Genomic DNA, 20031 nt, shown 5'->3' on the forward strand with positions numbered 1-20031 from the left:
TGTCTGCGAGCGCTCGCATACGGTTGGGGGTCTGCTGTTCTGCTCGTTGTGGTGGCCGTGGGTGCTGGTGTCTGGTCGAGGGGCCGGGGTAGCTGTGGGCCGGTGTCTGTGCGTTCGATAAGCCGGTGGGTGCTAGATACCGTGCCCGCCGTACATATGAGGGTTCCCGTAATCAAATTTCGCTCTGAGTCCGGTAATGATTTCTGAGTTGCACCCTTGGCATGCCTTGACGCTGTATGTTTCGTGTCCTGGCACCCGGCAGTTTCCTTTATAGGGAACGTGGTACCCCCCATACGCTTGTAGTTCCCTCTAAGCTGTCTGAAGTGTCCCAGGTTTTGTTCCGTTTGAGTAGATGGGAAAATCTGGAACATGCCCAAGAAATTTGATCAGGATGCCAAGGATCGGGTGGTCCGCCCCGTCTTGCCCCGCCGAACAATGCTGGCAGGGACCGGGCTTACCATAGCCCTGAGCACTTTACTTGTTGCCTGTGGCCCCGCTGAAGAGCAAATTCAGCCCACCGTCACCGGTGATGAACACACCAACGAGGCCCACGACGTAGACATCAATCAGGCACTTGACCAGCTCAAAGCAGACTACGGCGTTACCCTCAGCCTGGCTGTCTCCGATAGCAACGCAACCATTAAGATTTACCGCAGATTTGGGTCTGACGACGGGGAATCTACGGCCAGCGCCCAGTCCCTCAACAAGACCTATGAGCTGCTGGGTGTCACAGAGACCCGATCTGCCGGAACCTGGGGCGATAACCAAACCTGGGCCGAGGACCAGGTGCGTATCATGCGGGCCATCGTCGATACTGTTGAATGGGTCAATGCTACCGACGCCCAGTTCCTTCTCGAAAAAATGGTTCCGCTCGATTGGTCACAAATCTGGGGCGTGGGCTCCCAATACGGGCAGACCGTATTGGGGGAACCTGTCACCGACGTATCGGTTAAAAATGGCTGGATCCAGGAAGATACTGGTGAATGGCGCATCAACTCTGTTGGGGTTGTGCGCACCGAAGATACCACTTACTCCCTTGCCCTATTGAGCAAGGGGTTCGATGACCAGCAGGTAGGGTACGAGGTATCTAGCCAGGCAGTGCAAGCCTACTTTGACCGCGCCGGCTAAGTGTGTGGGTTTCTAACTTGATGTAACCAGCGGCCTGAGCTACCGCGCATACAACCACCGGCCCTAAACGTTGAAACCCGAGTGCCCGTAATTCGCGAGCCAGGGTATCGGTTTCAGCGGTGGTTCGGGGGAGTGCTTCGGCGCATGGGCTCAGTAATTCATCTGGAAATGCAGCAGCAAAGAGATCCGCTAGATTTACCCGAGACTCTTGCAACACTCTGGCGTTGGTGATGCAGGCCCGAAGCTTAGATTCGTTCCTAATTCCGATATCGCCCTCAAGGTAGGCACTGATATCGTCTTCAGCCATGGCAGCTAAACGGTTGGGTTGAAAATTGTGTAAGGCCCTGTTCAGCTCCTCCCGTTTTGCTAGAACCGTAGACCACCACAGGCCGCTTTGGAACACCAGTAGGCAGAGGTGCTCGAAAAGGGCCTCGTTGGTGCGTGGCACGTTCTGCCATTCCCGTTCAAAGTAGGTGCGGGTACGGTCATCCCGTACCCAGGCAGGCTCATCGGGAACACGTGTATCGGTCACTGTGATGTCTCCTTTGTGCTCGTAGGTGCGGACGCCCGCCCCGGTGTCTTAGCGGGGCAGGTGGTATGAGCCTAGAGGGGCAGGGCAGCTGTGCAACAGGGGTGTGAACAAAATCTGTTATGAAAGCTCTTGCCCGCGTCACAGCTTCACCAATTTTCTGCCCTTTACCGTGCAATAGCAGCACATAAGTTATCCACAGGCACCATTTTTCTGGCTCATAGGCCTCTGCTGATGTAACCCTTGAGGCACCCGATCCACCCACGATTCAAGGAGGAGCCATGACCGACACCGTCACTATCCGAGGCTTTATCGCAACGGCACCCACCCAAAAATTTCTGCCCAATGGCAATATCCCGGTAACGAACTTCCGTATTGCCTCCACACCCCGCTGGTTTGATGCCACCAGCGGCACCTGGAAAGAAGGAACAACCAACTGGTACACCGTCAACTCCTTTAGAGCTCTGGCGTATAACAGTGCCCGGAGCCTACAGGTAGGGCACCCGGTGCTGGTTACCGGACGCCTGCGCGTCAAGCAGTTTGAACGGGCGGACGGCTCACCCGGCACCAGCATCGAAGTGGACGCCACCAGCATCGGGCACGACCTCAATTACGGGTTAGCCAATTTTGCCCGTGTCACCGACCGAAAACCGGATGTCGATGAAACCGATCGCAAGTTCAACGAACAGGTAGCAGGGGAACAAAAACTCAACCACGGCTATAGCTCTCTACCAGCTGTTGAAGAAGACCCCCAAGGCAACCATTCTCCCGAAAACGGCCATCAGGTTTCTGACCAGGGGCTCACTGATAAGGCAGCAGACGATGAGGCTGTTGAGGCTTTGACCAGCTAAATGGCGGGGCAGGGCAAACTCACACCAAGATTCTTGGCAGATGCCCTGCCCTAAACCCCCAACAGCTTGACATCAACCGGTAGGCTTAAACGCATGGCAGAATTTATCTACACCATGACCAAAGCCCGCAAAACTGTAGGCGACAAAGTTATCCTTAACGACGTATCAATGTCGTTCTTCCCCGGTGCAAAAATCGGTATGGTCGGCCCCAACGGTGCCGGTAAGTCAACCATCCTGAAAATTATGGCGGGACTCGATACTCCCTCCAACGGCGAAGCACGACTTTCAGAGGGCTACACCGTGGGCATCCTCATGCAGGAGCCCCCGCTGAACGAAGAAAAGACCGTCCTGGGTAACGTTCAGGAAGGCGTCGGCGAAATCTACGAAAAGATTGTTCGCTACAACGAAATCTCAGAAGAGATGGCCAACCCCGATGCTGACTTCGACGCGCTCATGGAAGAAATGGGCAAGCTGCAGGAGGCCATTGACGCTGCCAACGCCTGGGACATCGACTCCCAGCTGGAACAGGCCATGGACGCCCTGCGCTGCCCTCCCGGCGACTCACCCGTTACCCACCTCTCCGGTGGCGAACGACGCCGCGTAGCGCTCTGTAAGCTTCTGCTCCAGAAGCCCGACCTGCTCCTGCTTGACGAGCCCACCAACCACCTGGACGCCGAATCCGTCCTCTGGCTGGAACAGCATCTGCAGTCCTACGAGGGCGCAGTAATCGCTATTACCCACGACCGTTACTTCCTCGATCACGTTGCAGAATGGATCGCAGAAGTAGACCGCGGTAACCTCTACCCCTACGAGGGCAACTACTCCACTTACCTGGACAAGAAGCGCGCTCGCCTTGAAGTTCAGGGTAAGAAGGACGCCAAGCTCGCTAAGCGCCTGGAAGAAGAACTCGAGTGGGTTCGCTCCAACACCAAGGGCCGTCAGGCTAAGTCGAAGGCTCGCCTGGCCCGCTACGAAGAGATGGCTGCAGAGGCGGAGAAGACCCGCAAGCTAGACTTCGAAGAAATCCAGATTCCCCCGGGACCCCGTCTGGGTAACGTCGTCATCGAAGCAGAAAACCTGCAGAAGGGCTTCGACGGACGCTCCCTCATTAACGATCTCTCCTTCTCCCTGCCCCGTAACGGCATCGTCGGCGTCATCGGCCCCAACGGTGTAGGTAAGTCAACCCTCTTCAAGACCATCGTTGGCCTTGAACCCCTCGACGGCGGCAACCTGAAGATTGGTGAAACCGTTAAGATTTCATACGTTGACCAGAACCGCTCCAACATCGACCCCGAAAAGTCGCTGTGGGAGGTCGTCTCAGACGGCCTGGATTACATCCAGGTAGGACAGGTAGAAATGCCCTCACGCGCCTACGTCTCAGCCTTCGGCTTCAAGGGCCCCGACCAGCAGAAGAAGGCAGGCGTGCTCTCCGGTGGTGAGCGCAACCGTCTCAACCTGGCCCTGACCCTCAAGCAGGGCGGCAACCTGCTGCTGCTCGACGAACCTACCAACGACCTGGACGTCGAAACCCTCACCTCTCTCGAAAATGCCCTGCTGGAATTCCCCGGCTGTGCCGTCGTGGTCTCCCACGACCGCTGGTTCCTCGACAGAGTAGCTACCCACATCCTGGCCTGGGAAGGCACTGACGAACAGCCCGACAACTGGTACTGGTTCGAGGGTAACTTCGAATCCTACGAGAAGAACAAGATTGAGCGTCTTGGCCCCGAGGCAGCGAAGCCGCACCGCGTCGTTCACCGCAAGTTGACTCGATGAGCTAGATAAAATCCCTCCCACCTTCACCGGCGGGAGGGATTTTCTTTACCTGTTTACTGATCGCGATACTCTGGCAACCTAATCATGGCTTCTTGGGTTACGGTGGCTACGTGCAGGCCGTCGCGGGTGAAGACCTTACCCACAGAGAGGCCGCGGGAGTCCTGGGCACTGGGCGATTCCTGAACGAGGAGTAACCACTCATCGGCGCGGGCCGGGCGGTGGAACCATATGGCGTGATCTAGCGAGGCTACCTTCATTCCGGGTTCAAGCCATGTCTTGCCGTGCTGCCGCAGAATCGGTTCAAGCTGGGTATAGTCTGATGAATAGGCCAGGGCAGCCTGATGTAGGGCAGGGTCATCGGGCAAGGCTTCAAAGGTTTTGAACCAGACCATATTCACCGGCTGCTTCTCATCACTGGGCGAGGTGTATAGCGGGGAAGTCACATGCCGGACGTCGAAGGGGCGGGAGAAAGCAACTTTCTGGGCGATGGGGACCTGTAGATGCCCCAGCAGGTCCGCTGCGGTGGGCAGACTCTCGGGCGCGGGAACGTCCTGCGGCATTCTGGCGCCGTGGTCTGGCCCAGGGGCAGGCACCTGGAAGGAAGCAATACACGAAAAGATTGGTTGCCCACCCTGATAGGCCTGCACCCTGCGGGTGGAAAATGACCTGGCGTCATTGAGGGCCTCGGCCCCGTAGGAGAGATCGCCTTCTACGTCACCGGGGCGCAGAAAGTAGCCGTGCAGGGAATGCAGAGTTTTACCGTCGACCGTATGGGCAGCAGCCATAACAGCCTGGGCGAGCACCTGCCCGCCGAAAATGCGCGGGGATTCCTTGGTGAGGGTCAGGGCACTAAAGACATGCTCGTGGGCGGACGCTCCACCCGGAGTGAGGCTGAGCATGGCCAGTAATTTTTGGGTAGGAGAGAGACTTTCTAGGGTTTCGTGACTCATAGTTACACTCTCTCACAGGTAGCCCCATTTTTCTCATCTCACTGGAAGCCCAACTGAGTTTCTGCGATAGGGTGGTGGGAGAATAGACCGCATAAGCTCGTTTGAAAGCTAGTGATATGACCGAGCCAAAACTCTCTGACTACACTGACTATGTTTATCTGCCCGATGCTACAACTGCGCGTGACCTGGCGACCTATCTGACCCGGGCCCGTTCTGTGGACACCCAGGCTGCCGTCCGCCTACAGGCTAACGGTGAGGTGCTGGGGGTGTCGGTGTGTGTGCTTGCACCTGAAACTCTGCTCGATTCGACGCCCACGGTGATTGGTCTGCGCGCTATCAAGCTGGCCCAGCCTGCCGAGGTTGATCTTACGGTTGAGTCGGCAGCTCTTCTGGATCGACTAGCCCGCATTGAAGAGGCCGGGCTGGCCCTGGCCCTGCCGCCAGTTACCGTGGCCGCCCCCTGGGCCGGGCGTACCGCTCCGCGCAGCGGCTGGGAGAAGAAAGGATTTTATCTCTCTGACCATGCCCGCACAGCAGCCCAGGAGGGGATTGCCGCGGTAGACGGGGCCCTGCCCGCTAACCCGGGGCACGCGGTGGTGACAACCGTCCGCTCCCGTATCTGGTCTTCACCCCTACAGGCCCCCGATGCGGCGGTGAGCCTACCCACCGGGGCTGCTTTTGCCCTTGAGGTGCTCGGGTTCCTGCCGCCGCGGGCTACCGAACCCATGCCCGTTTTTGCCAGCGGACGCTGGGCCCGCATCTCGGCCCGGGCAGGGCACGTCCTGGTCTACTCGGCTGCCTCAGCCTAAAACCAACTACTGGGCCCGGTTCTGCATGGCGTGGGCTGCCCTGTCAAAGTAGGCCCACATTTCGGCGTCGTGCAGGGGAGCTAGCTCTAGGGTGTCCATGGCCTCCCGCATGTACTTCAGCCAGGTATCGCGTTCTTTGGGGCCGATATAGAAGGGGTTGTGGCGCATGCGCAGACGCGGGTGGCCGCGCTCTGCCTGGTAGGTCTTGGGCCCGCCCCAGTACTGCTCCAAGAACATAAAGAGCCGACGTTCAGCAGGCCCCAGGTCTTCCTCGGGGTACATGGCACGAAATTCCGGGTCAGCCGCCACACGGGAGTAGAACTCGCGGCAGAGCTTTTCAAAAACCGGTCGCCCACCCACCTGGTAGTAGAAAGAGCGCTCATCGACCGTTTCGGTCGCGGTTGAGGTCTGGACGCTGGCCTCGCCGGGCGCAGATAAGGGGCGGAAGGCTGGGTTGGGTAAATTCATACCCACCAGTCTACTCCCGCCCCTTATCGTCTGCAGTTACTTCATGGCTCAGAACCTAGCGGTCTGCGGCCTGAACCTTCAGCGCGCGAGCCAGGGAGTCGCGTCCTTCTGCTACCTGACGCTTGAGGGCCGCTGCGTCCTCGGGCAGGCCAGCCAGATAAGCCTCGGCCTTATCCAGGACCTCCTGAGTGTAGAAGCGGGGGAAGAGCCCACCAATAATCTGGCTTGAGATCTCGTGGGAGCGCTCGCGCCAGACCCCCTCAATAGCCTCGAAGTAACGGTCGATGTAGGGCTCTGAGAACTCGGGGGCACCGCGGTAGAAGCCGAGAATAGCAGAGCGCTGCACGATGTTAGAGAGCTCTCCGGTCTCCACCACGGCCCGCCAGGTATCAGCCTTGGCCTCAGCGGTGGGGATAGCAGCCTTGGCGGTAGCAGCTGCCTGCTGGCCGTTGGAGGTGTTGTCCTCAGCCAGAGCAGCGTCAATCTCTGCTGCGGTAACGCGTCCGCCCGCAGCCAGAGATCCCAGCAGGTTCCAGCGCAGGTCGGTATCAATCTCCAGACCTTCTAGAACGGTAGCACCATCGAGCAGGGCAGCTACAGCATCGAGCTGGTCTGACGTGTGGGCCAGGCGGGCGAAGGTACCGACCAACTGGAACTGGTTATCAGAACCTGCCTCAGCCGCCTGAGCCAGCTGCCAGATACGGTCAGCAGCCTCCGCCCGAACAGCCTCAGCATGGGCGGGGTTCAGGTAGGCGCGCAGGGTGCTCTCAAGGTTAAGAAGCTGGGTGCGGACGGCGGTGGAGTTAGTCTCTGCCCCGATATTACCCAGAACCAGCTCAACAAACTGGCGGGCGGGCATTTCGGCATCGCGCACGGTATCCCAGAGCGAACCCCAGACCACGCCGCGGGCAACAGATGAATCAATAGCACCCAGGTGGGCAACGGCGGTAGCACGAGACCGCTCATCCAGGCGAATCTTGGCGTAGGCCAAATCTTCGTCGTTGACCAGAATCAAATTGGGGCGCTTGGCACCAACGGCCAGGGGCACTTCGGTAACCTCACCATTCACATCGATTTCTAGGCGGTCGGTGCGGGTAAGCACCTCACCGTCGAGATTGTAGAAACCAATGACCAGACGGTGGGGGCGCAGGGTCTCAAAGCCCTCAGCGTAGGTCTGGCGCAGGGCCAGACGGGTAATAGTGCCGTCCTCTGCCTCTTCGACCTCGGTGGTCAGGGTGTTGACCCCGGCGGTCTCCAGCCAGAGCTTAGACCAGGCGCGTACGTCGCGTCCGCTCGTCGTCTTCAGCTCATCGAGCAGGTCATCGAGCACAGTGTTGCCGTAGGCATGCTTCTCGAAGTAGACCTTGAGTGCGGCCATAAAGTTATCCTGCCCTACCCAGGCCACCAGCTGACGCAGCACAGAGGCGCCCTTAGCGTAGGTAATGCCGTCGAAGTTGACCTGAACATCCTGCAGGTCACGAATCGGGGCAACAATGGGGTGGGTAGATGAGAGCTGATCCTGGTTGTAGGCCCAGGTCTTCTCTGAGGCCGAGAACGTAGCCCATGCCTCAGGCGCAAAGCGGGTGTTTTCAGCAGCGGCCAGAGTCGACATAAACTCAGCGAAAGACTCGTTGAGCCACAGGTCGTTCCACCACTTCATAGTCACCAGGTCGCCAAACCACATGTGGGCCAGCTCGTGCAAAATAGTGATAGCGCGGCGCTCAATAATCGCCTCGGTCACCTTAGAGCGGAAAATGTAGTTCTCCAAGAAGGTCACAGCACCGGCATTCTCCATAGCACCGGCGTTAAACTCGGGCACAAAGAGCTGGTCGTACTTCTCAAAGGGGTAGGGGGTTGAGAACTGCTCTTCAAAGAACTCAAAACCCTGGCGGGTGATGTGGAATACCTCATCGGCATCCAGGTACTCCATCAAGGACTGACGGGCGTAGCAGCCTAGCTTCACCTCGCGGCCCTCGCTGTTGGTGAGTGAGGAGTGCACGCTCGCGTAGGGGCCGGCAATAATTGCGGTGATGTAGGACGAGATACGCGGGGTAGGCGCAAAAGCCCACTTCTTGCCGTCCGCCACTTCTTCAACAGAAGTCTCAGGCTGGTTAGACACCACTACCCAGTGGGCAGGGGCAGTCACAATAAACTCAAACTCAGCCTTCAAATCAGGCTGCTCAAAAACTGGGTACACGCGGCGGGAATCAGGTACCTCAAACTGCGAGTAGAGGTACACCTCGCCGTCCACCGGGTCTACAAAGCGGTGCAAACCCTCACCGGTATTGGTGTAGAGCATATCGGCATCAATCACCAGCTCATTGCTCTCAGCCAACGCCGGCAGGGCAATACGGACACCGTCAGCAGCGGTCACCGGCACCGACTCACCATTGAGTTCAATACTGTGCACCGTATCGGTAATCGCATCGATAAAGGTTTCACCCCCGGCAGCCGCATCGAAACGCACCACCGTACGAGAACCAAAGACCCGCTCACCGCGCGTTAGGTCAAGCTCAACCGTGTACGAATGCACACGCTGAACCACAGACGCTCTCTTCTCAGCTTCGGCACGGGTCAAATTCATTCCAGGCATGAGGAATCCTTGTCAATCAAATCTGAAGTTAGAGGCCTGCCCATCTGCAAACCACAGAAAACAAGCCACGGGGGAACTGCACGTGACCTACAATCGTATATAGGGCAATACACAGTACATACCTTCCCAATTCTATGTGCTTGCCAGTGATTCACATAACTAAATTTCAGTGCGGTCAACCGGCCCCCACCCACCACGACCAAAGGAGACACCGTGCGTGTACACATCGCAACCGACCACGCAGGCCTAGAACTTAGCCACTACCTCATCCAAGCACTCACCGAGGCCGGCTACGAGATGGTCGACCACGGACCTGCTGAATACGACGCCCTCGACGACTACCCCAGCTTCTGCATCAACGCGGCGCTCGCCGTCCGCGCAGACCGCGCAGCGGGCCTAGACTCCCTGGGTATTGTGCTGGGTGGTTCCGGCAACGGTGAGCAGATGGCCGCTAACAAGGTTGAAGGCATCCGTGCTGCTCTGGCCTGGAGCCACGACACCGCAGCCCTGGCCCGTGAACACAACAACGCCCAGGTCGTTGCGGTGGGCGGACGCCAGCACACCAAGGAAGAAGCCCTCGAGATCATCAAGGTCTTCCTCACCACCGAGTGGACCAACGAAGAGCGCCACGCCCGCCGCATCGATCAGATGGCCGAATACGAGCAGACCGGCGCCATCGCCGGCAAGCAGATCGACAGCTACGAGAACTAATGCCAGAAGGGCACTCAATCCACCGCCTGGCCCGCCAGCTCACCGACGTTTTTGCCGGTGCCCAGCTGGCGGTCACCAGCCCCCAGGGAAGATTTGCGGACGGCGCAGCCCTACTCGACGGCCATACCTTCGACTCGGCTTTCGCCCACGGTAAGCACCTCTTCGCCCGTTTCTCCAACGAGCTCTACCTCAACGTGCACCTGGGAATCTACGGGGCCTTTACCTTCGGTGGCGACGAGCACTTTACTGGGGCCTCCTCGATTGGTGCTCCACGTAAAATTGGTGAGCGAGAGGACCACCGGTCCGAGCTCACCGCTGAACCTCCTGCGCCCCGGCCGACCACCCGCGCCCGCCTGGTCTCAGAGCACGGCTGGGCAGACCTGGTGGGCCCCACCATCTGCCGAACCCTCACCCCCGAGGAAGTGGGGGAGGTGCGCGCAAAACTGGGCCCCGACCCCCTGAACCAGGACGCCGACCCTGCCGCCTTCTACGCTTCGGCGGCCAAGACCAGTCGGCCTATCGGCGTAGTCCTCATGGATCAGAAGGCCATCTCGGGGGTAGGAAACATCTTCCGCGCAGAATCCCTCTACCGCACCGGCATCGACCCCTTTACCCCGGCTAAAGAATGTAGCCGCCAGCAGCTTGAAGCCCTCTGGAACGATAACAAGCACTTGCTGGAAATCGGTGTGCGCGTCGGCAGAATTATCACCACCGAGCCCGCCGACAGGCCCGGCATACCGGAAACCGAGGCCTGGCCGGATCACGCTAACTACGTGTACCACCGCCAGGGCCAGGCATGCCCCCGCTGCGGGGCAACTATTGCGCTGGAAGAAGTGGCTGGGCGCAAGCTCTACTGGTGCCCGGGCTGCCAGCACTAGGTAACTAGCCTAGCTACACGCTCAAACGGTAAACACAAGGCCCCCGGTGATTACCGGGGGCCTTTCTCGTTGATATGCTCTAACGGTTTGCCAGGTCAGAGAGGTTAAAGCCGGTGGTACCGTCGTTGCAGTGCACGCTCACTGGTCCTGTGGTCGTGCAGGTCATACCCATCCAGCTGATGGACTGCCCCTCGGGCAGCACCGTGTTGGTCTTGAACCAATCGTGGGTGGCAGCCCGACCGCGGGCCTGCACCGTGCGGGGCTGAGTATCGCCAGGGCCCATCGACACCGATTGTAGGACCCAGTTCTTTGAGTCATCGGTCATGCAAAATACCCCGTAGGTCTGCATCAGGCAGGCTACCTGGGGGTTCGGGGTCTGGAAGACGACAGAGGGCTGGTCTGCCGCCGCAAAGTTGTAGGCTGCAAGGTCAGCCACCGGGGTTCCTGTGACGAGATCGGTGGTCACCAGCGAAACCGGGTCGATGGTAAAGCCGTCGTTGACCGGGGGAGTCAGGGCTGTAGCGCTAGGGGACTGCGCAGCGGTCTCAACCGCAGAAGATTCTGCACTTGCAGTTTCTGTTGTTGGCTCAGCGGTGGGGCTGGGGGTGCTGCTTTCGGCTGGAGTAGTGGACGCACTGCTTGCGGCGCTAACGTCGGTTTCAGCGGGGGTAGCGGTGGTCTGGCTGCTCCCGCAGCCTGTCAGTATCAGAACGCCGGTAGCAAGCAGGGCGCTCACCGGAATGAATCGAGCAGATAGGGGTGCTAAAGCCATGAAGAAGTCAACCTTGCGGAAAAGTGTGGTTATTTACTCCCCATATTAGGGGAGATGGGTCAAGCGTGAAAGGTTATGCTTGTGAAGTGAATAAAGCCATCATAACTACGAAGGGCTACTATGCGCGATACCAGATACTTGCTGGGGCAGGCCAACCTGGTGCTCTTCGACCTAGATGGCACCCTGCTCGATAGCGATACAGCAACCGCAGTGGGTTTTAACCGGGCTGTTCGGGAGTTCGGTTTTGAGGGAGAAATCGACGACACCCAGAGCTACTTCCAGGCCTGGGCCGATATTCAGCGCGAGGATTTTCAGCGCTATTTGGCCGGTGAGCAGGTTTTTGACGAAAATCGCTTGTTTCGCACGTCGAGTCTCTTGCACCTGATGACGGGGGAGCAGCAGAGCGCTGACAGGGCCCAGAAGTTTTTGGCGACCCTACAGGAGGAAACCCGTACGGCTTGGGCCCCTTTTGCTGAGGTCGATCGGTTTTTTGGGGAGCTCGGCCGCCGGTTTGGGCATCTGCAGGTGGCGGTGCTTTCTAACGGGTCCCAGCTCACTGAGCAGAAGAAGCTCGATGCTATCGGCTTGCATGATATGCCCCTGTTTTCTTCAGAGAGAGTGGGTATGAGCAAGCCCGACCCCTATATTTTCCGGTTTGTTTGTGCCCAGTTAGAGGTGGACCCGGCTTTTGCTGTGCACGTGGGCGATAACTATATTGCGGACGTTGCCGCCCCGGCTCGGGCGGGTCTGCAGGCTGCCTGGGTTAACCGGCACCGCCGCGGTCAGAAAGTGGCGAGGGGGAGCGTGAAGGTGCGCGACCTGGTGGAGCTATTGGATGCGCCTGCGCCTGTTGCTCGCCGGTTTTTCTAGGAAAGCAAAAACGGCCACTCCGAAGAGTGACCGTGAAGCGAGTGTGCGCTGAAAATGGCTTCCGCCAGTCCCGAGCGATAGCGAGCGGCTGACGGGAATCGAACCCGCGTATCAGGCTTGGGAAGCGTGCGCTCTACCATTGAGCTACAGCCGCGAGAGAGGGGATGACGGGAATCGAACCCGCGTAATCAGTTTGGAAGACTGAGGCTTTACCATTAAGCTACATCCCCAAATGGGGTGCCCGGCGTTGTGGACGTCTTCCAGTAAACCTGGTCGAACGGGGCCTTGTCAAATCAGGGTGGCGATGGCGTTTCTCAACACGCCCTGGGCGTAATCGGGGTGCGAGTTAGGTTTTGGGCGGTTGAACCGCTAAACTGGGTGGTGCCTTCCGTGCAAATCGGGGTGTGGCGTAGCTTGGCTAACGCGCCTGCTTTGGGAGCAGGAGATCGCAGGTTCGAATCCTGTCACCCCGACGTGAAATAGAACGACCCGCCGGAAACGGCGGGTTTTTCTATAGAACGTTATATCTAGCCCCACTCTTTTCCGGGTGGCGGTTCCAATCAAGTTATCAGGAGATCAACGGACGTGAAGACTGCCGTCGAGAAGATCAACCCGACCCTCGCAAAGATTGAGGTCGAGGTTTCCTTCGCTGAGTTCAAGACCTACCTTGACCGTACCTACAAGTCACTGGCTAACCAGATTTCGGTTCCCGGTTTCCGTAAGGGTAAGACCCCTAAGGCTCTCATCGATCAGCGTGCAGGCTTTGACTTTGTTGTTGAGAACGCTCTGAACGATGCTCTGAACAACTTCTACCAGCAGGCCCTGGTTGAGAATGAGCTGACCCCCCTGGCTCAGCCCGAGCTCGACATCGTTTCTAAGCCTGAAGAGGGCAACCGCGAAGCTGATGTGAAGCTGACCATTGAGGTCACCGTCCGCCCCGAGATCGAACTGCCTGACTACTCAGGTATCAAGGTTGAGGTTGCAAGCGTAGAGGTTACCGAAGAAGATGAGCAGAAGGCTCTCGATGCCCTACGCGGCCGCTTCGGCACCCTGAAGGCTGTTGACCGCCCCGCAGCTGACGAGGACTTCCTGACCATCAACATCGCCGCTGAAATTGACGGCGAAGAGGTTGATGCCGCTAACGACCTGTCCTACCAGGTTGGCTCCGGCACTATGCTGGACGGTCTGGATGAGGCTGTCCTTGGCCTCTCCGCTGGTGAGGACGCTACTTTCGTCACCAAGCTTGCCGGTGGTGAGCATGCAGGTGAAGAAGCAACCGTTAAGGTTGAGGTCACCGCTGTGAAGGAGCGCGAGCTGCCTGAGGCTGACGACGACTTCGCTCAGCTGGCTTCAGAGTTCGACACCATTGCTGAACTGAAGGAGGACCTGAAGAAGCAGGCTGCTGATTCCAAGGTTGCCGAGCAGGGTGCAGAAGCACGCGACAAGGTTCTTGATGCTCTGGTTGAACTGGTTGAAATCCCCGTTCCCGAGAAGGTTATCGAAGACCAGCTGGCTCAGCACTTCAACACCCCCGGCCAGGATGATGACCACGACACCGAAGAGCACCGCGCAGAGGTTCGCGAGAACACCGAGCGTGCTTTCAAGAACGAAATCATCCTCGACGCTATTGCTGAGAAGGAAGAAGTTTCTGTCGAGCAGGCTGAGCTCATTGATTACATCATCACCATGAGCCAGCAGTACGGCATGGACCCCAACCAGTTCGCTCAGATGCTCGACGGCTCAGGCCAGTCCGGCATGATTGTTGGCGAGGTTCGCCGTTCAAAGGCTCTGGCAGCTGTTCTGGCTCAGGCTGAGGTTAAGGACGCCGACGGCAAGGCTGTTGACCTCTCTTCCTTCCTGGGTGAGACCGCAGATGCCGAATAAGTTTTTGCCTCTTGAGGCTCTAAAACTTTTCTAGCTCAAGCCCCCGCAAGACCCTGATTGGGTTCTTGCGGGGGCTTTGTGCTGCCTGCGGGTAAAACCCGTGGGAAAAGGCGGACGCGGGCGCCGGCGTCCGTTGCCTAAAAGAGGGTGAACTGGGTGACTAGAAGTCAAATACAGCAAATAAGTTAAAAAGATATTTCGTAATAGGAGGTTTTGAGTTGCGTAAGTAAGGTTGGGCTAACTAAACTTAGGTAAGTCAAGCCTTAGAAGATGTTCAGGCTTACCAAGTCCACACCACTACCAGATATAGGAAAACCCGTGAAGGCCAACCGTATCTCCCTGCTTGCAGCCACTTCCGTTCTGGCGCTGGCGCTCACCGCCTGTGGCGCAGGCAGCACTGACGCCTCCAACGAATCAAGCGCGTCTACCTCAGCTTCCGCTAGCCAGACTGCTAGCACTGTTACCGTCACTGATAACTACGGTGAGGTTACCGTGACTGTTCCCCCTCAGAAGATAGCGGCCACCGATAACCGTACCTTTGAGGTCCTCGAAGCCTGGGGCATCGATTTGGTTGCAGCCCCCATCACTCTGATTCCTGCAACGGTTGAGACCTACAAGAACGACTCGTCCATCACCGACATTGGCACCCACCGCGAGCCCAACCTTGAACTGCTGGCCGGCGAAGAGCCTGATCTGATTGTCAACGGTCAGCGCTTCTCTCAGCACTATGACGCCATCAAGGAGCTTAACCCCCAGGCTGCCATTCTCGAACTTGAACCCCGCGACGGCCAGCCCCTGGGCGAAGAGCTCAAGCGCCAGGTCACCGTACTGGGCGAGGTCTTCGGCAAGCAGGCTGAGGCCGACCAGCTCATCGCAGACTTCGACGCCGCTCTAGCCCGCGCTAAGGCCGCCTACGACGGCGAATCCACCGTCATGGCCGTCAACGTCTCCGGCGGCGAAATCGGCTACGTTGCCCCCTCCATCGGCCGCACCTACGGCCCTATCTTCGACATGCTGGGCCTCAAGCCCGCCCTTGAAGTTGAAGGTTCATCAGATAACCACCAGGGCGACGATATCTCGGTTGAGGCTATCGCAGAAGCCAACCCCGACTGGCTGCTGGTTCTTGACCGCGATGCTGGCACCAGCATCGATGAGGGCTCACCCGCTGCTGCAGATGTCATCGCCGGTAGCTCAGCCCTGGCCAATGTCACCGCAATCACCAAGAACCAGATTGCCTACGCTCCGGCTGATACCTATACCAACGAATCCATCATCACCTACACCGAGATTCTCAACGATCTTGCCGATAAGTTCGAAGCCGCCAAGTAAGGTACCGGCTGAGACCCATTAACCTATGAAAAAGGAGTCATCCTGCCCTCGTGGCGGGGTGACTCCTTGAGGGCTTTTATGACGATCACCGAAACCACCCGAGTTAGCCGCACCAGGAACTCCCTGGTCAGCGGCAAATTCCTGCTAGCCAGCCTGGGCATTGTTGCCCTGCTCGTGCTCTCCTTGTTCACGGGGGAGTACGACATCTTCAACAAGGCTGACGGCGCTACCATGTTCGCCATCACCCGCATACCTCGAACCATTGCCCTGGTGCTGGCCGGAGCAGCCATGGCCATGTGCGGTCTGGTCATGCAGATGCTGACCCAGAACAAGTTCGTGGAACCAACCACGACCGGTACCACCGAATGGGCTAGTCTGGGTCTGCTCTTTATGCTCTACTTCTTCCCCGCGGCGAACCTCTTGCAGCAGATGACGGCGGCTATCGTTTTTGCTTTTATCGGCTCAATGGTCTTCTTCCTCTTCCTGCGCCGGGTATCTCTCAGGTCTTCTCTCATCGTGCCGATTGTGGGCATGATGCTGGGTGCTGTTGTTTCTGCCTTTACCACTTTCTTTGCCCTTCAGACCAACCTGTTACAGAACCTGGGTGTGTGGTTCGCCGGCAGTTTTACGTCTGTTATTAAGGGGCAGTACGAGGTGCTCTGGCTGGTGCTCCTGGTGGTTGCTGTTATCTTCTGGTATGCCGATCGGCTGACTGTCGCCGGTCTAGGCCAGGAATTTGCAACCAACGTGGGCCTGAACTACGCCCAGATCATGCTGGTGGGCACCGCCCTGATTGCCATCGCAACCGGTGTGGTGACCGTGGTGGTCGGATCCCTGCCCTTCCTAGGGTTAATCGTTCCCAACATCGTCAGCATGTTCCGTGGGGATGACCTGCGCTCTAACCTACCATGGGTCGCCCTCACCGGTATCGGGGTCGTGACAATCTGCGACTTGATTGGGCGCACTATTATCGCCCCCTTCGAAATCCCGGTGTCGGTGATTCTGGGTATCGTGGGTGCTCTTGTTTTTATTGGTCTGATTGTGAAGGGGCGGCCCCGTGTATCAGCAGGCAAGTAAAGAAAGCCGGGTGGGTGCGTCCGCCCTGCCCGAGATGAGCACCGGTGCGGACGCCCACCCCACCTCCCGCAGGGCAGGTATCTCCCGGAGCGCAGGGGCTTTCAAGACCCCTGCCGCTGCCCGCACCTACTGGGTGCTCCTGGCGGTGCTCACCGCTGCCGCTGCGCTGGCAGCCTTCGGTCTACTGGCCTACGGAAACCCCTTTGAAACCGGCACCCTCAAGTGGTGGCTCATTGCTGAGCGTCGATCCAATGCCCTGATTGCGATGGCTGTAGCAGCTGTCTGCCAGGCTGTGGCAACGGTGGCTTTTCAGACGGTGACTAACAACCGCATTATCACCCCCGGCATTCTGGGCTTTCAGGCCCTCTACGCCGCGATTCACACCGCAACCATCTATTTCGCCGGGGCAGCCGGGCTGATTGCCGCCCGCACCCTCGACACCTTTATTTTCCAGCTGGTCATGATGGTGGCCCTGAGCCTCTTGCTTTACTCCTGGCTGCTGACCGGCAGGCGGGCTAACATGCACGTTATGCTCCTGGTCGGTGTGGTACTGGGTGGGGGGCTGGGGTCAGTCTCAACCTTCATGCAGCGCATGCTGACCCCCAGCGAGTTCGATATCCTGACCGCCCGCCTCTTCGCCTCGGTCAACAACGCCGACCCCGCCTACTACCCGGTGGCCCTGCCCCTGGTCGTCCTGAGCGTTGCGGTACTCTACGCAAAGTCTCGTACCCTCAATGCCCTATCCCTGGGCGCACCGGCAGCCACCAACCTGGGGATTGACCACCGGCGAGAGTCCATCATTGTGCTGGTAATCGTTGCCCTCATGATGGCTGTTTCAACCGCCCTGGTCGGCCCGCTGACCTTCCTAGGTTTTTTGGTGGCAACCCTTACCTACCAGTTTGCTGATACCTACGACCACCGCTACCTCTTCCCTATGGCAACCGTGCTCTCCTTTGCCATTCTGGCGGTTTCCTATTTCATCATGAACCACATCTTCTCAGCCCAGGGAGTCGTTGGTATTATCATCGAACTGATCGGTGGCCTGACCTTCCTGATCGTCATCCTCCGAAAGGGCAAACTATGATCACCCTGAACCAGGTCGCCAAAAGCTACTCCGGTGAAACCAACATCGGCCCGGTTGACGTAGAGCTACCGTCAGGAGGTATCACAGCCCTGGTTGGCCCCAACGGTGCTGGTAAGTCCACCCTGCTCACTATGGTGGGCCGCTTACTCGATATCGACGCAGGTACCATCGAAATCGGTGGCCTGAACGTGGCTACTACCAAGTCCAAAGACCTGGCTAAAGTCGTCTCGATTCTGCGCCAGGAAAACCACTTTGTCACCAAACTCACCGTGCGCCAGCTCGTGGGCTTCGGACGCTTCCCCTACACAGGGGGCCGACTCACTGCTGAAGACGAAGAGATTATCTCCCGCTATATCGACTTCCTCAATCTCACCAGCCTCGAAAACCGCTACCTCGATGAGCTCTCAGGCGGCCAGCGGCAGCGGGCCTACGTAGCCATGGTGCTCTGCCAAGAAACCGACTACGTACTTCTTGACGAGCCCCTCAATAACCTCGACATCTCCCACTCCGTGCAGATGATGCAGCACTTGCACAACGCCGCCCGCACCCTGGGCCGCACCATCATCGTGGTGCTGCACGACATCAATTTCGCTGCCCGCTACGCCGACTACATCTGCGCTATCAAGGACGGCAAACTCGCCCGCTTCGGAACCGTTGCAGAGATCATGCAAGATGACCTGCTCACCGAAATCTTCAACACCCCCATCCAGGTGATTCAGGGGCCCAGCGGCCCCATCGCCTGCTACCACTAAGCCCTGTGCCCGCTCGCTCTTGCTCAGAGCGTAGCGGGCACATGCCAACAGCGAACTGAGAGCCAAAAGGCAATTTTGGGAACCCCAAAAGCGATAACCTAAGTGTCAAGCAAATCTTTGGCACCGGCGTCCGCGCTGGTGCTGCAACCGACACAAGGAGCGGAACACATGTCCTTCACCCCTGAAGCACACCAGACCCCCGCCATGGAAACCCCCATGGGCGGTCAGGACGACTACGTCTACAACCGCCTGCTCAAGGAACGCATCATCTGGCTGGGCTCCGAGGTGCGCGACTCCAACGCCAACCGCATCTGTTCCCAGCTCCTGCTGCTCTCAGCTGAAGACCCCGAGGCAGACATCTACCTCTACATCAACTCACCTGGCGGCTCCGTCACCGCAGGCATGGCCATTTACGACACCATGCAGCTGATCCCCAACGACGTTGTCACCGTGGTGACCGGCATGGCAGCTTCCATGGGCCAGTTCCTGCTCACCGCAGGTGCCCCCGGCAAGCGCTACGCAACCCCCAACGCCCGCATCCTCATGCACCAGCCCTCCGGCGGTATCGGCGGCACCGCCTCCGACATCCGTACCCAGGCCCAGCTCATTCTCGACATGAAGAAGCGCCTGAGCGAAATTACCGCTGAGCGCACCGGCCAGACCGTTGAGACCATCCTGCGCGATAACGACCGCGACAACTGGTTCACCGCCGAAGAAGGCCTGGCCTACGGCTTCTTCGACAAGATCCTCGACAAGATCGGTCCGGCCACCAGTGCCAACGACAAGTAAACCGGCACAGAACTTTTACAGGAGAGACGAATGATTCACCTTCCTTCATCAACCGCACCTGCCGGTATGCCCACCGACCGCTACGTGCTCCCTAACTTCGAAGAGCGTACCCCGTATGGCTACAAGCGCCAGGACCCCTACGCCAAGCTCTTTGAAGATCGCATTATCTTCTTGGGCGTGCAGGTTGACGACGCCTCAGCCGATGACATCATGGCCCAGCTGCTGGTGCTCGAGTCCCAGGACCCCGATCGCGACATTACCCTCTATATCAACTCACCCGGTGGCTCCTTCACCGCGATGACTGCTATCTACGACACCATGCAGTACATCCGCCCCGAGATTCAGACCGTCTGCCTGGGCCAGGCTGCGTCAGCAGCAGCCGTCCTGCTGGCAGCCGGTACCCCCGGCAAGCGTCTTGCCCTGCCCAACGCCCGCGTGCTAATTCACCAGCCCGCCCTCTCCGGCCAGCAGGGTGGTCAGGCTTCAGACATTGAGATTCACGCAAACGAGGTCATGCGTATGCGTGAGTGGACCGCCCAGACCCTGGCCCTGCACGCCGGCAAGACCTTCGAAGAAGTCGATAAGTCGATTGAGCGCGATAACATTCTGACAGCTAAGGGCGCTCTGGAGTACGGCATTGTTGACCAGGTACTTGAATCCCGTAAGGCTGTGAAGCCCTCCTTCAATACCGCAGAAAAGCACGACTAAGCACTGCTCACGTTCAGACTCGGTGCGGACGCCGCCTTCCACCCCACCTGCCCAAAGGCAGGTCAGGGGAGGGGCG

19 protein-coding genes and 3 tRNA genes are annotated in these 20031 nt (G+C 58.4%); 15 read left to right on the plus strand and 7 right to left on the minus strand.

The window, feature by feature from the left end:
* Positions 1-369: 369 nt before the first annotated feature.
* Entirely contained in the window at positions 370-1128 is a 759-nt protein-coding gene (locus tag QM007_RS04845; RefSeq protein WP_283490797.1) for a serine hydrolase, read from the plus strand.
* Here the strand turns inward: QM007_RS04845 and QM007_RS04850 are convergent.
* Positions 1088-1660 (minus strand): DNA-3-methyladenine glycosylase I, encoded by a 573-nt coding sequence (locus QM007_RS04850; protein WP_283490798.1) that lies wholly within the window; start codon positions 1658-1660, stop codon positions 1088-1090. The two genes, QM007_RS04845 and QM007_RS04850, sit on opposite strands and share 41 nt — an antisense overlap.
* A gap of 278 nt (positions 1661-1938) precedes the next feature.
* Between QM007_RS04850 and QM007_RS04855 the strand changes: the two genes are divergently transcribed.
* Both QM007_RS04855 and ettA read left to right on the plus strand, forming a co-directional pair.
* Entirely contained in the window at positions 1939-2508 is a 570-nt protein-coding gene (locus QM007_RS04855; protein WP_283490799.1) for a single-stranded DNA-binding protein, read from the plus strand.
* A gap of 93 nt (positions 2509-2601) precedes the next feature.
* The gene (gene ettA, locus QM007_RS04860) at positions 2602-4281 is read left to right on the plus strand and encodes an energy-dependent translational throttle protein EttA (protein WP_283490800.1); all 1680 of its coding nucleotides are present in this window, start codon (positions 2602-2604) and stop codon (positions 4279-4281) included.
* Positions 4282-4334: 53 nt separating this feature from the next.
* On the opposite strand, the gene QM007_RS04865 is transcribed toward ettA, so the two are convergent.
* Positions 4335-5231: an acyl-CoA thioesterase gene (locus QM007_RS04865; RefSeq protein WP_283490801.1), complete on the minus strand. Its 897-nt coding sequence runs from the start codon at positions 5229-5231 to the stop codon at positions 4335-4337.
* Positions 5232-5347: 116 nt separating this feature from the next.
* Here QM007_RS04865 and QM007_RS04870 point away from each other — a divergent pair, with 116 nt between their 5' ends.
* On the plus strand, positions 5348-6040 hold the full coding sequence (locus QM007_RS04870) for a DUF8185 domain-containing protein (RefSeq protein WP_283490802.1): 693 nt from the start codon (positions 5348-5350) through the stop codon (positions 6038-6040).
* Positions 6041-6046: 6 nt separating this feature from the next.
* Here QM007_RS04870 and QM007_RS04875 read toward each other — a convergent pair whose 3' ends face one another.
* Both QM007_RS04875 and pepN read right to left on the minus strand, forming a co-directional pair.
* On the minus strand, positions 6047-6508 hold the full coding sequence (locus tag QM007_RS04875; RefSeq protein ID WP_283490803.1) for a globin: 462 nt from the start codon (positions 6506-6508) through the stop codon (positions 6047-6049).
* A 55-nt stretch (positions 6509-6563) separates the two neighbouring features.
* Positions 6564-9101: an aminopeptidase N gene (gene pepN, locus QM007_RS04880; RefSeq protein ID WP_283490804.1), complete on the minus strand. Its 2538-nt coding sequence runs from the start codon at positions 9099-9101 to the stop codon at positions 6564-6566.
* 213 nt (positions 9102-9314) lie between these two features.
* On the opposite strand from pepN, the gene QM007_RS04885 reads away from it, so the two are divergent.
* Both QM007_RS04885 and QM007_RS04890 read left to right on the plus strand, forming a co-directional pair.
* Positions 9315-9812 carry a ribose-5-phosphate isomerase gene (locus QM007_RS04885; protein WP_283490805.1) on the plus strand — a complete coding sequence of 166 codons (498 nt, stop codon included), beginning with the start codon at positions 9315-9317 and terminating at the stop codon, positions 9810-9812.
* Entirely contained in the window at positions 9812-10690 is an 879-nt protein-coding gene (locus tag QM007_RS04890) for an Fpg/Nei family DNA glycosylase (RefSeq protein ID WP_283490806.1), read from the plus strand. Before QM007_RS04885 ends, QM007_RS04890 begins: the two co-directional genes overlap by 1 nt.
* A 79-nt stretch (positions 10691-10769) precedes the next feature.
* Here QM007_RS04890 and QM007_RS04895 read toward each other — a convergent pair whose 3' ends face one another.
* Complete coding sequence (locus tag QM007_RS04895) at positions 10770-11462, minus strand: hypothetical protein (RefSeq protein ID WP_283490807.1); 693 nt, start codon at positions 11460-11462, stop codon at positions 10770-10772.
* A 120-nt stretch (positions 11463-11582) separates the two neighbouring features.
* Here QM007_RS04895 and QM007_RS04900 point away from each other — a divergent pair, with 120 nt between their 5' ends.
* On the plus strand, positions 11583-12332 hold the full coding sequence (locus tag QM007_RS04900; RefSeq protein ID WP_283490808.1) for an HAD family hydrolase: 750 nt from the start codon (positions 11583-11585) through the stop codon (positions 12330-12332).
* Positions 12333-12415: 83 nt separating this feature from the next.
* Here the strand turns inward: QM007_RS04900 and QM007_RS04905 are convergent.
* Positions 12416-12486: transfer RNA gene (locus QM007_RS04905), tRNA-Gly, on the minus strand.
* Positions 12487-12491: 5 nt separating this feature from the next.
* Positions 12492-12562 (minus strand) — tRNA-Gly (locus QM007_RS04910).
* Positions 12563-12730: 168 nt separating this feature from the next.
* On the opposite strand from QM007_RS04910, the gene QM007_RS04915 reads away from it, so the two are divergent.
* The 8 genes from QM007_RS04915 to QM007_RS04950 all read left to right on the plus strand — a co-directional run bounded on the left by QM007_RS04915 (position 12731) and on the right by QM007_RS04950 (position 19955).
* Positions 12731-12805: transfer RNA gene (locus tag QM007_RS04915), tRNA-Pro, on the plus strand.
* 112 nt (positions 12806-12917) lie between these two features.
* Positions 12918-14216 (plus strand): trigger factor, encoded by a 1299-nt coding sequence (tig, locus tag QM007_RS04920; protein WP_283490809.1) that lies wholly within the window; start codon positions 12918-12920, stop codon positions 14214-14216.
* A gap of 318 nt (positions 14217-14534) precedes the next feature.
* On the plus strand, positions 14535-15545 hold the full coding sequence (locus tag QM007_RS04925; RefSeq protein WP_283490810.1) for a siderophore ABC transporter substrate-binding protein: 1011 nt from the start codon (positions 14535-14537) through the stop codon (positions 15543-15545).
* A 78-nt stretch (positions 15546-15623) separates the two neighbouring features.
* Entirely contained in the window at positions 15624-16622 is a 999-nt protein-coding gene (locus QM007_RS04930; RefSeq protein WP_283490811.1) for an ABC transporter permease, read from the plus strand.
* Positions 16603-17706 (plus strand): iron chelate uptake ABC transporter family permease subunit, encoded by a 1104-nt coding sequence (locus QM007_RS04935; protein WP_283490812.1) that lies wholly within the window; start codon positions 16603-16605, stop codon positions 17704-17706. The genes QM007_RS04930 and QM007_RS04935 overlap by 20 nt, the downstream gene beginning before the upstream one ends.
* The gene (locus tag QM007_RS04940; protein ID WP_283490813.1) at positions 17703-18458 is read left to right on the plus strand and encodes an iron ABC transporter ATP-binding protein; all 756 of its coding nucleotides are present in this window, start codon (positions 17703-17705) and stop codon (positions 18456-18458) included. Before QM007_RS04935 ends, QM007_RS04940 begins: the two co-directional genes overlap by 4 nt.
* A gap of 168 nt (positions 18459-18626) precedes the next feature.
* Positions 18627-19247 carry an ATP-dependent Clp protease proteolytic subunit gene (locus QM007_RS04945; protein WP_283490814.1) on the plus strand — a complete coding sequence of 207 codons (621 nt, stop codon included), beginning with the start codon at positions 18627-18629 and terminating at the stop codon, positions 19245-19247.
* 30 nt (positions 19248-19277) lie between these two features.
* Positions 19278-19955 (plus strand): ATP-dependent Clp protease proteolytic subunit, encoded by a 678-nt coding sequence (locus QM007_RS04950; protein ID WP_283490815.1) that lies wholly within the window; start codon positions 19278-19280, stop codon positions 19953-19955.
* Positions 19956-20031: the final 76 nt, after the last annotated feature.

The organism is Rothia sp. SD9660Na (assembly GCF_030064065.1).
Lineage (GTDB): Bacteria > Actinomycetota > Actinomycetes > Actinomycetales > Micrococcaceae > Rothia.

Excerpts from the sequence above, each read along its gene's own strand:
- QM007_RS04895 (WP_283490807.1), bottom strand. The coding sequence starts at position 11,462 with ATGGCTTTAGCACCCCTATCTGCTCGATTCATTCCGGTGAGCGCCCTG.
- QM007_RS04855 (WP_283490799.1), top strand. The coding sequence starts at position 1,939 with ATGACCGACACCGTCACTATCCGAGGCTTTATCGCAACGGCACCCACC.
- QM007_RS04940 (WP_283490813.1), top strand. The coding sequence starts at position 17,703 with ATGATCACCCTGAACCAGGTCGCCAAAAGCTACTCCGGTGAAACCAAC.
- QM007_RS04930 (WP_283490811.1), top strand. The coding sequence starts at position 15,624 with ATGACGATCACCGAAACCACCCGAGTTAGCCGCACCAGGAACTCCCTG.
- QM007_RS04875 (WP_283490803.1), bottom strand. The coding sequence starts at position 6,508 with ATGAATTTACCCAACCCAGCCTTCCGCCCCTTATCTGCGCCCGGCGAG.
- pepN (WP_283490804.1), bottom strand. The coding sequence starts at position 9,101 with ATGCCTGGAATGAATTTGACCCGTGCCGAAGCTGAGAAGAGAGCGTCT.
- ettA (WP_283490800.1), top strand. The coding sequence starts at position 2,602 with ATGGCAGAATTTATCTACACCATGACCAAAGCCCGCAAAACTGTAGGC.
- QM007_RS04845 (WP_283490797.1), top strand. The coding sequence starts at position 370 with ATGCCCAAGAAATTTGATCAGGATGCCAAGGATCGGGTGGTCCGCCCC.
- QM007_RS04865 (WP_283490801.1), bottom strand. The coding sequence starts at position 5,231 with ATGAGTCACGAAACCCTAGAAAGTCTCTCTCCTACCCAAAAATTACTG.
- QM007_RS04950 (WP_283490815.1), top strand. The coding sequence starts at position 19,278 with ATGATTCACCTTCCTTCATCAACCGCACCTGCCGGTATGCCCACCGAC.
- QM007_RS04870 (WP_283490802.1), top strand. The coding sequence starts at position 5,348 with ATGACCGAGCCAAAACTCTCTGACTACACTGACTATGTTTATCTGCCC.
- QM007_RS04900 (WP_283490808.1), top strand. The coding sequence starts at position 11,583 with ATGCGCGATACCAGATACTTGCTGGGGCAGGCCAACCTGGTGCTCTTC.
- QM007_RS04890 (WP_283490806.1), top strand. The coding sequence starts at position 9,812 with ATGCCAGAAGGGCACTCAATCCACCGCCTGGCCCGCCAGCTCACCGAC.
- QM007_RS04945 (WP_283490814.1), top strand. The coding sequence starts at position 18,627 with ATGTCCTTCACCCCTGAAGCACACCAGACCCCCGCCATGGAAACCCCC.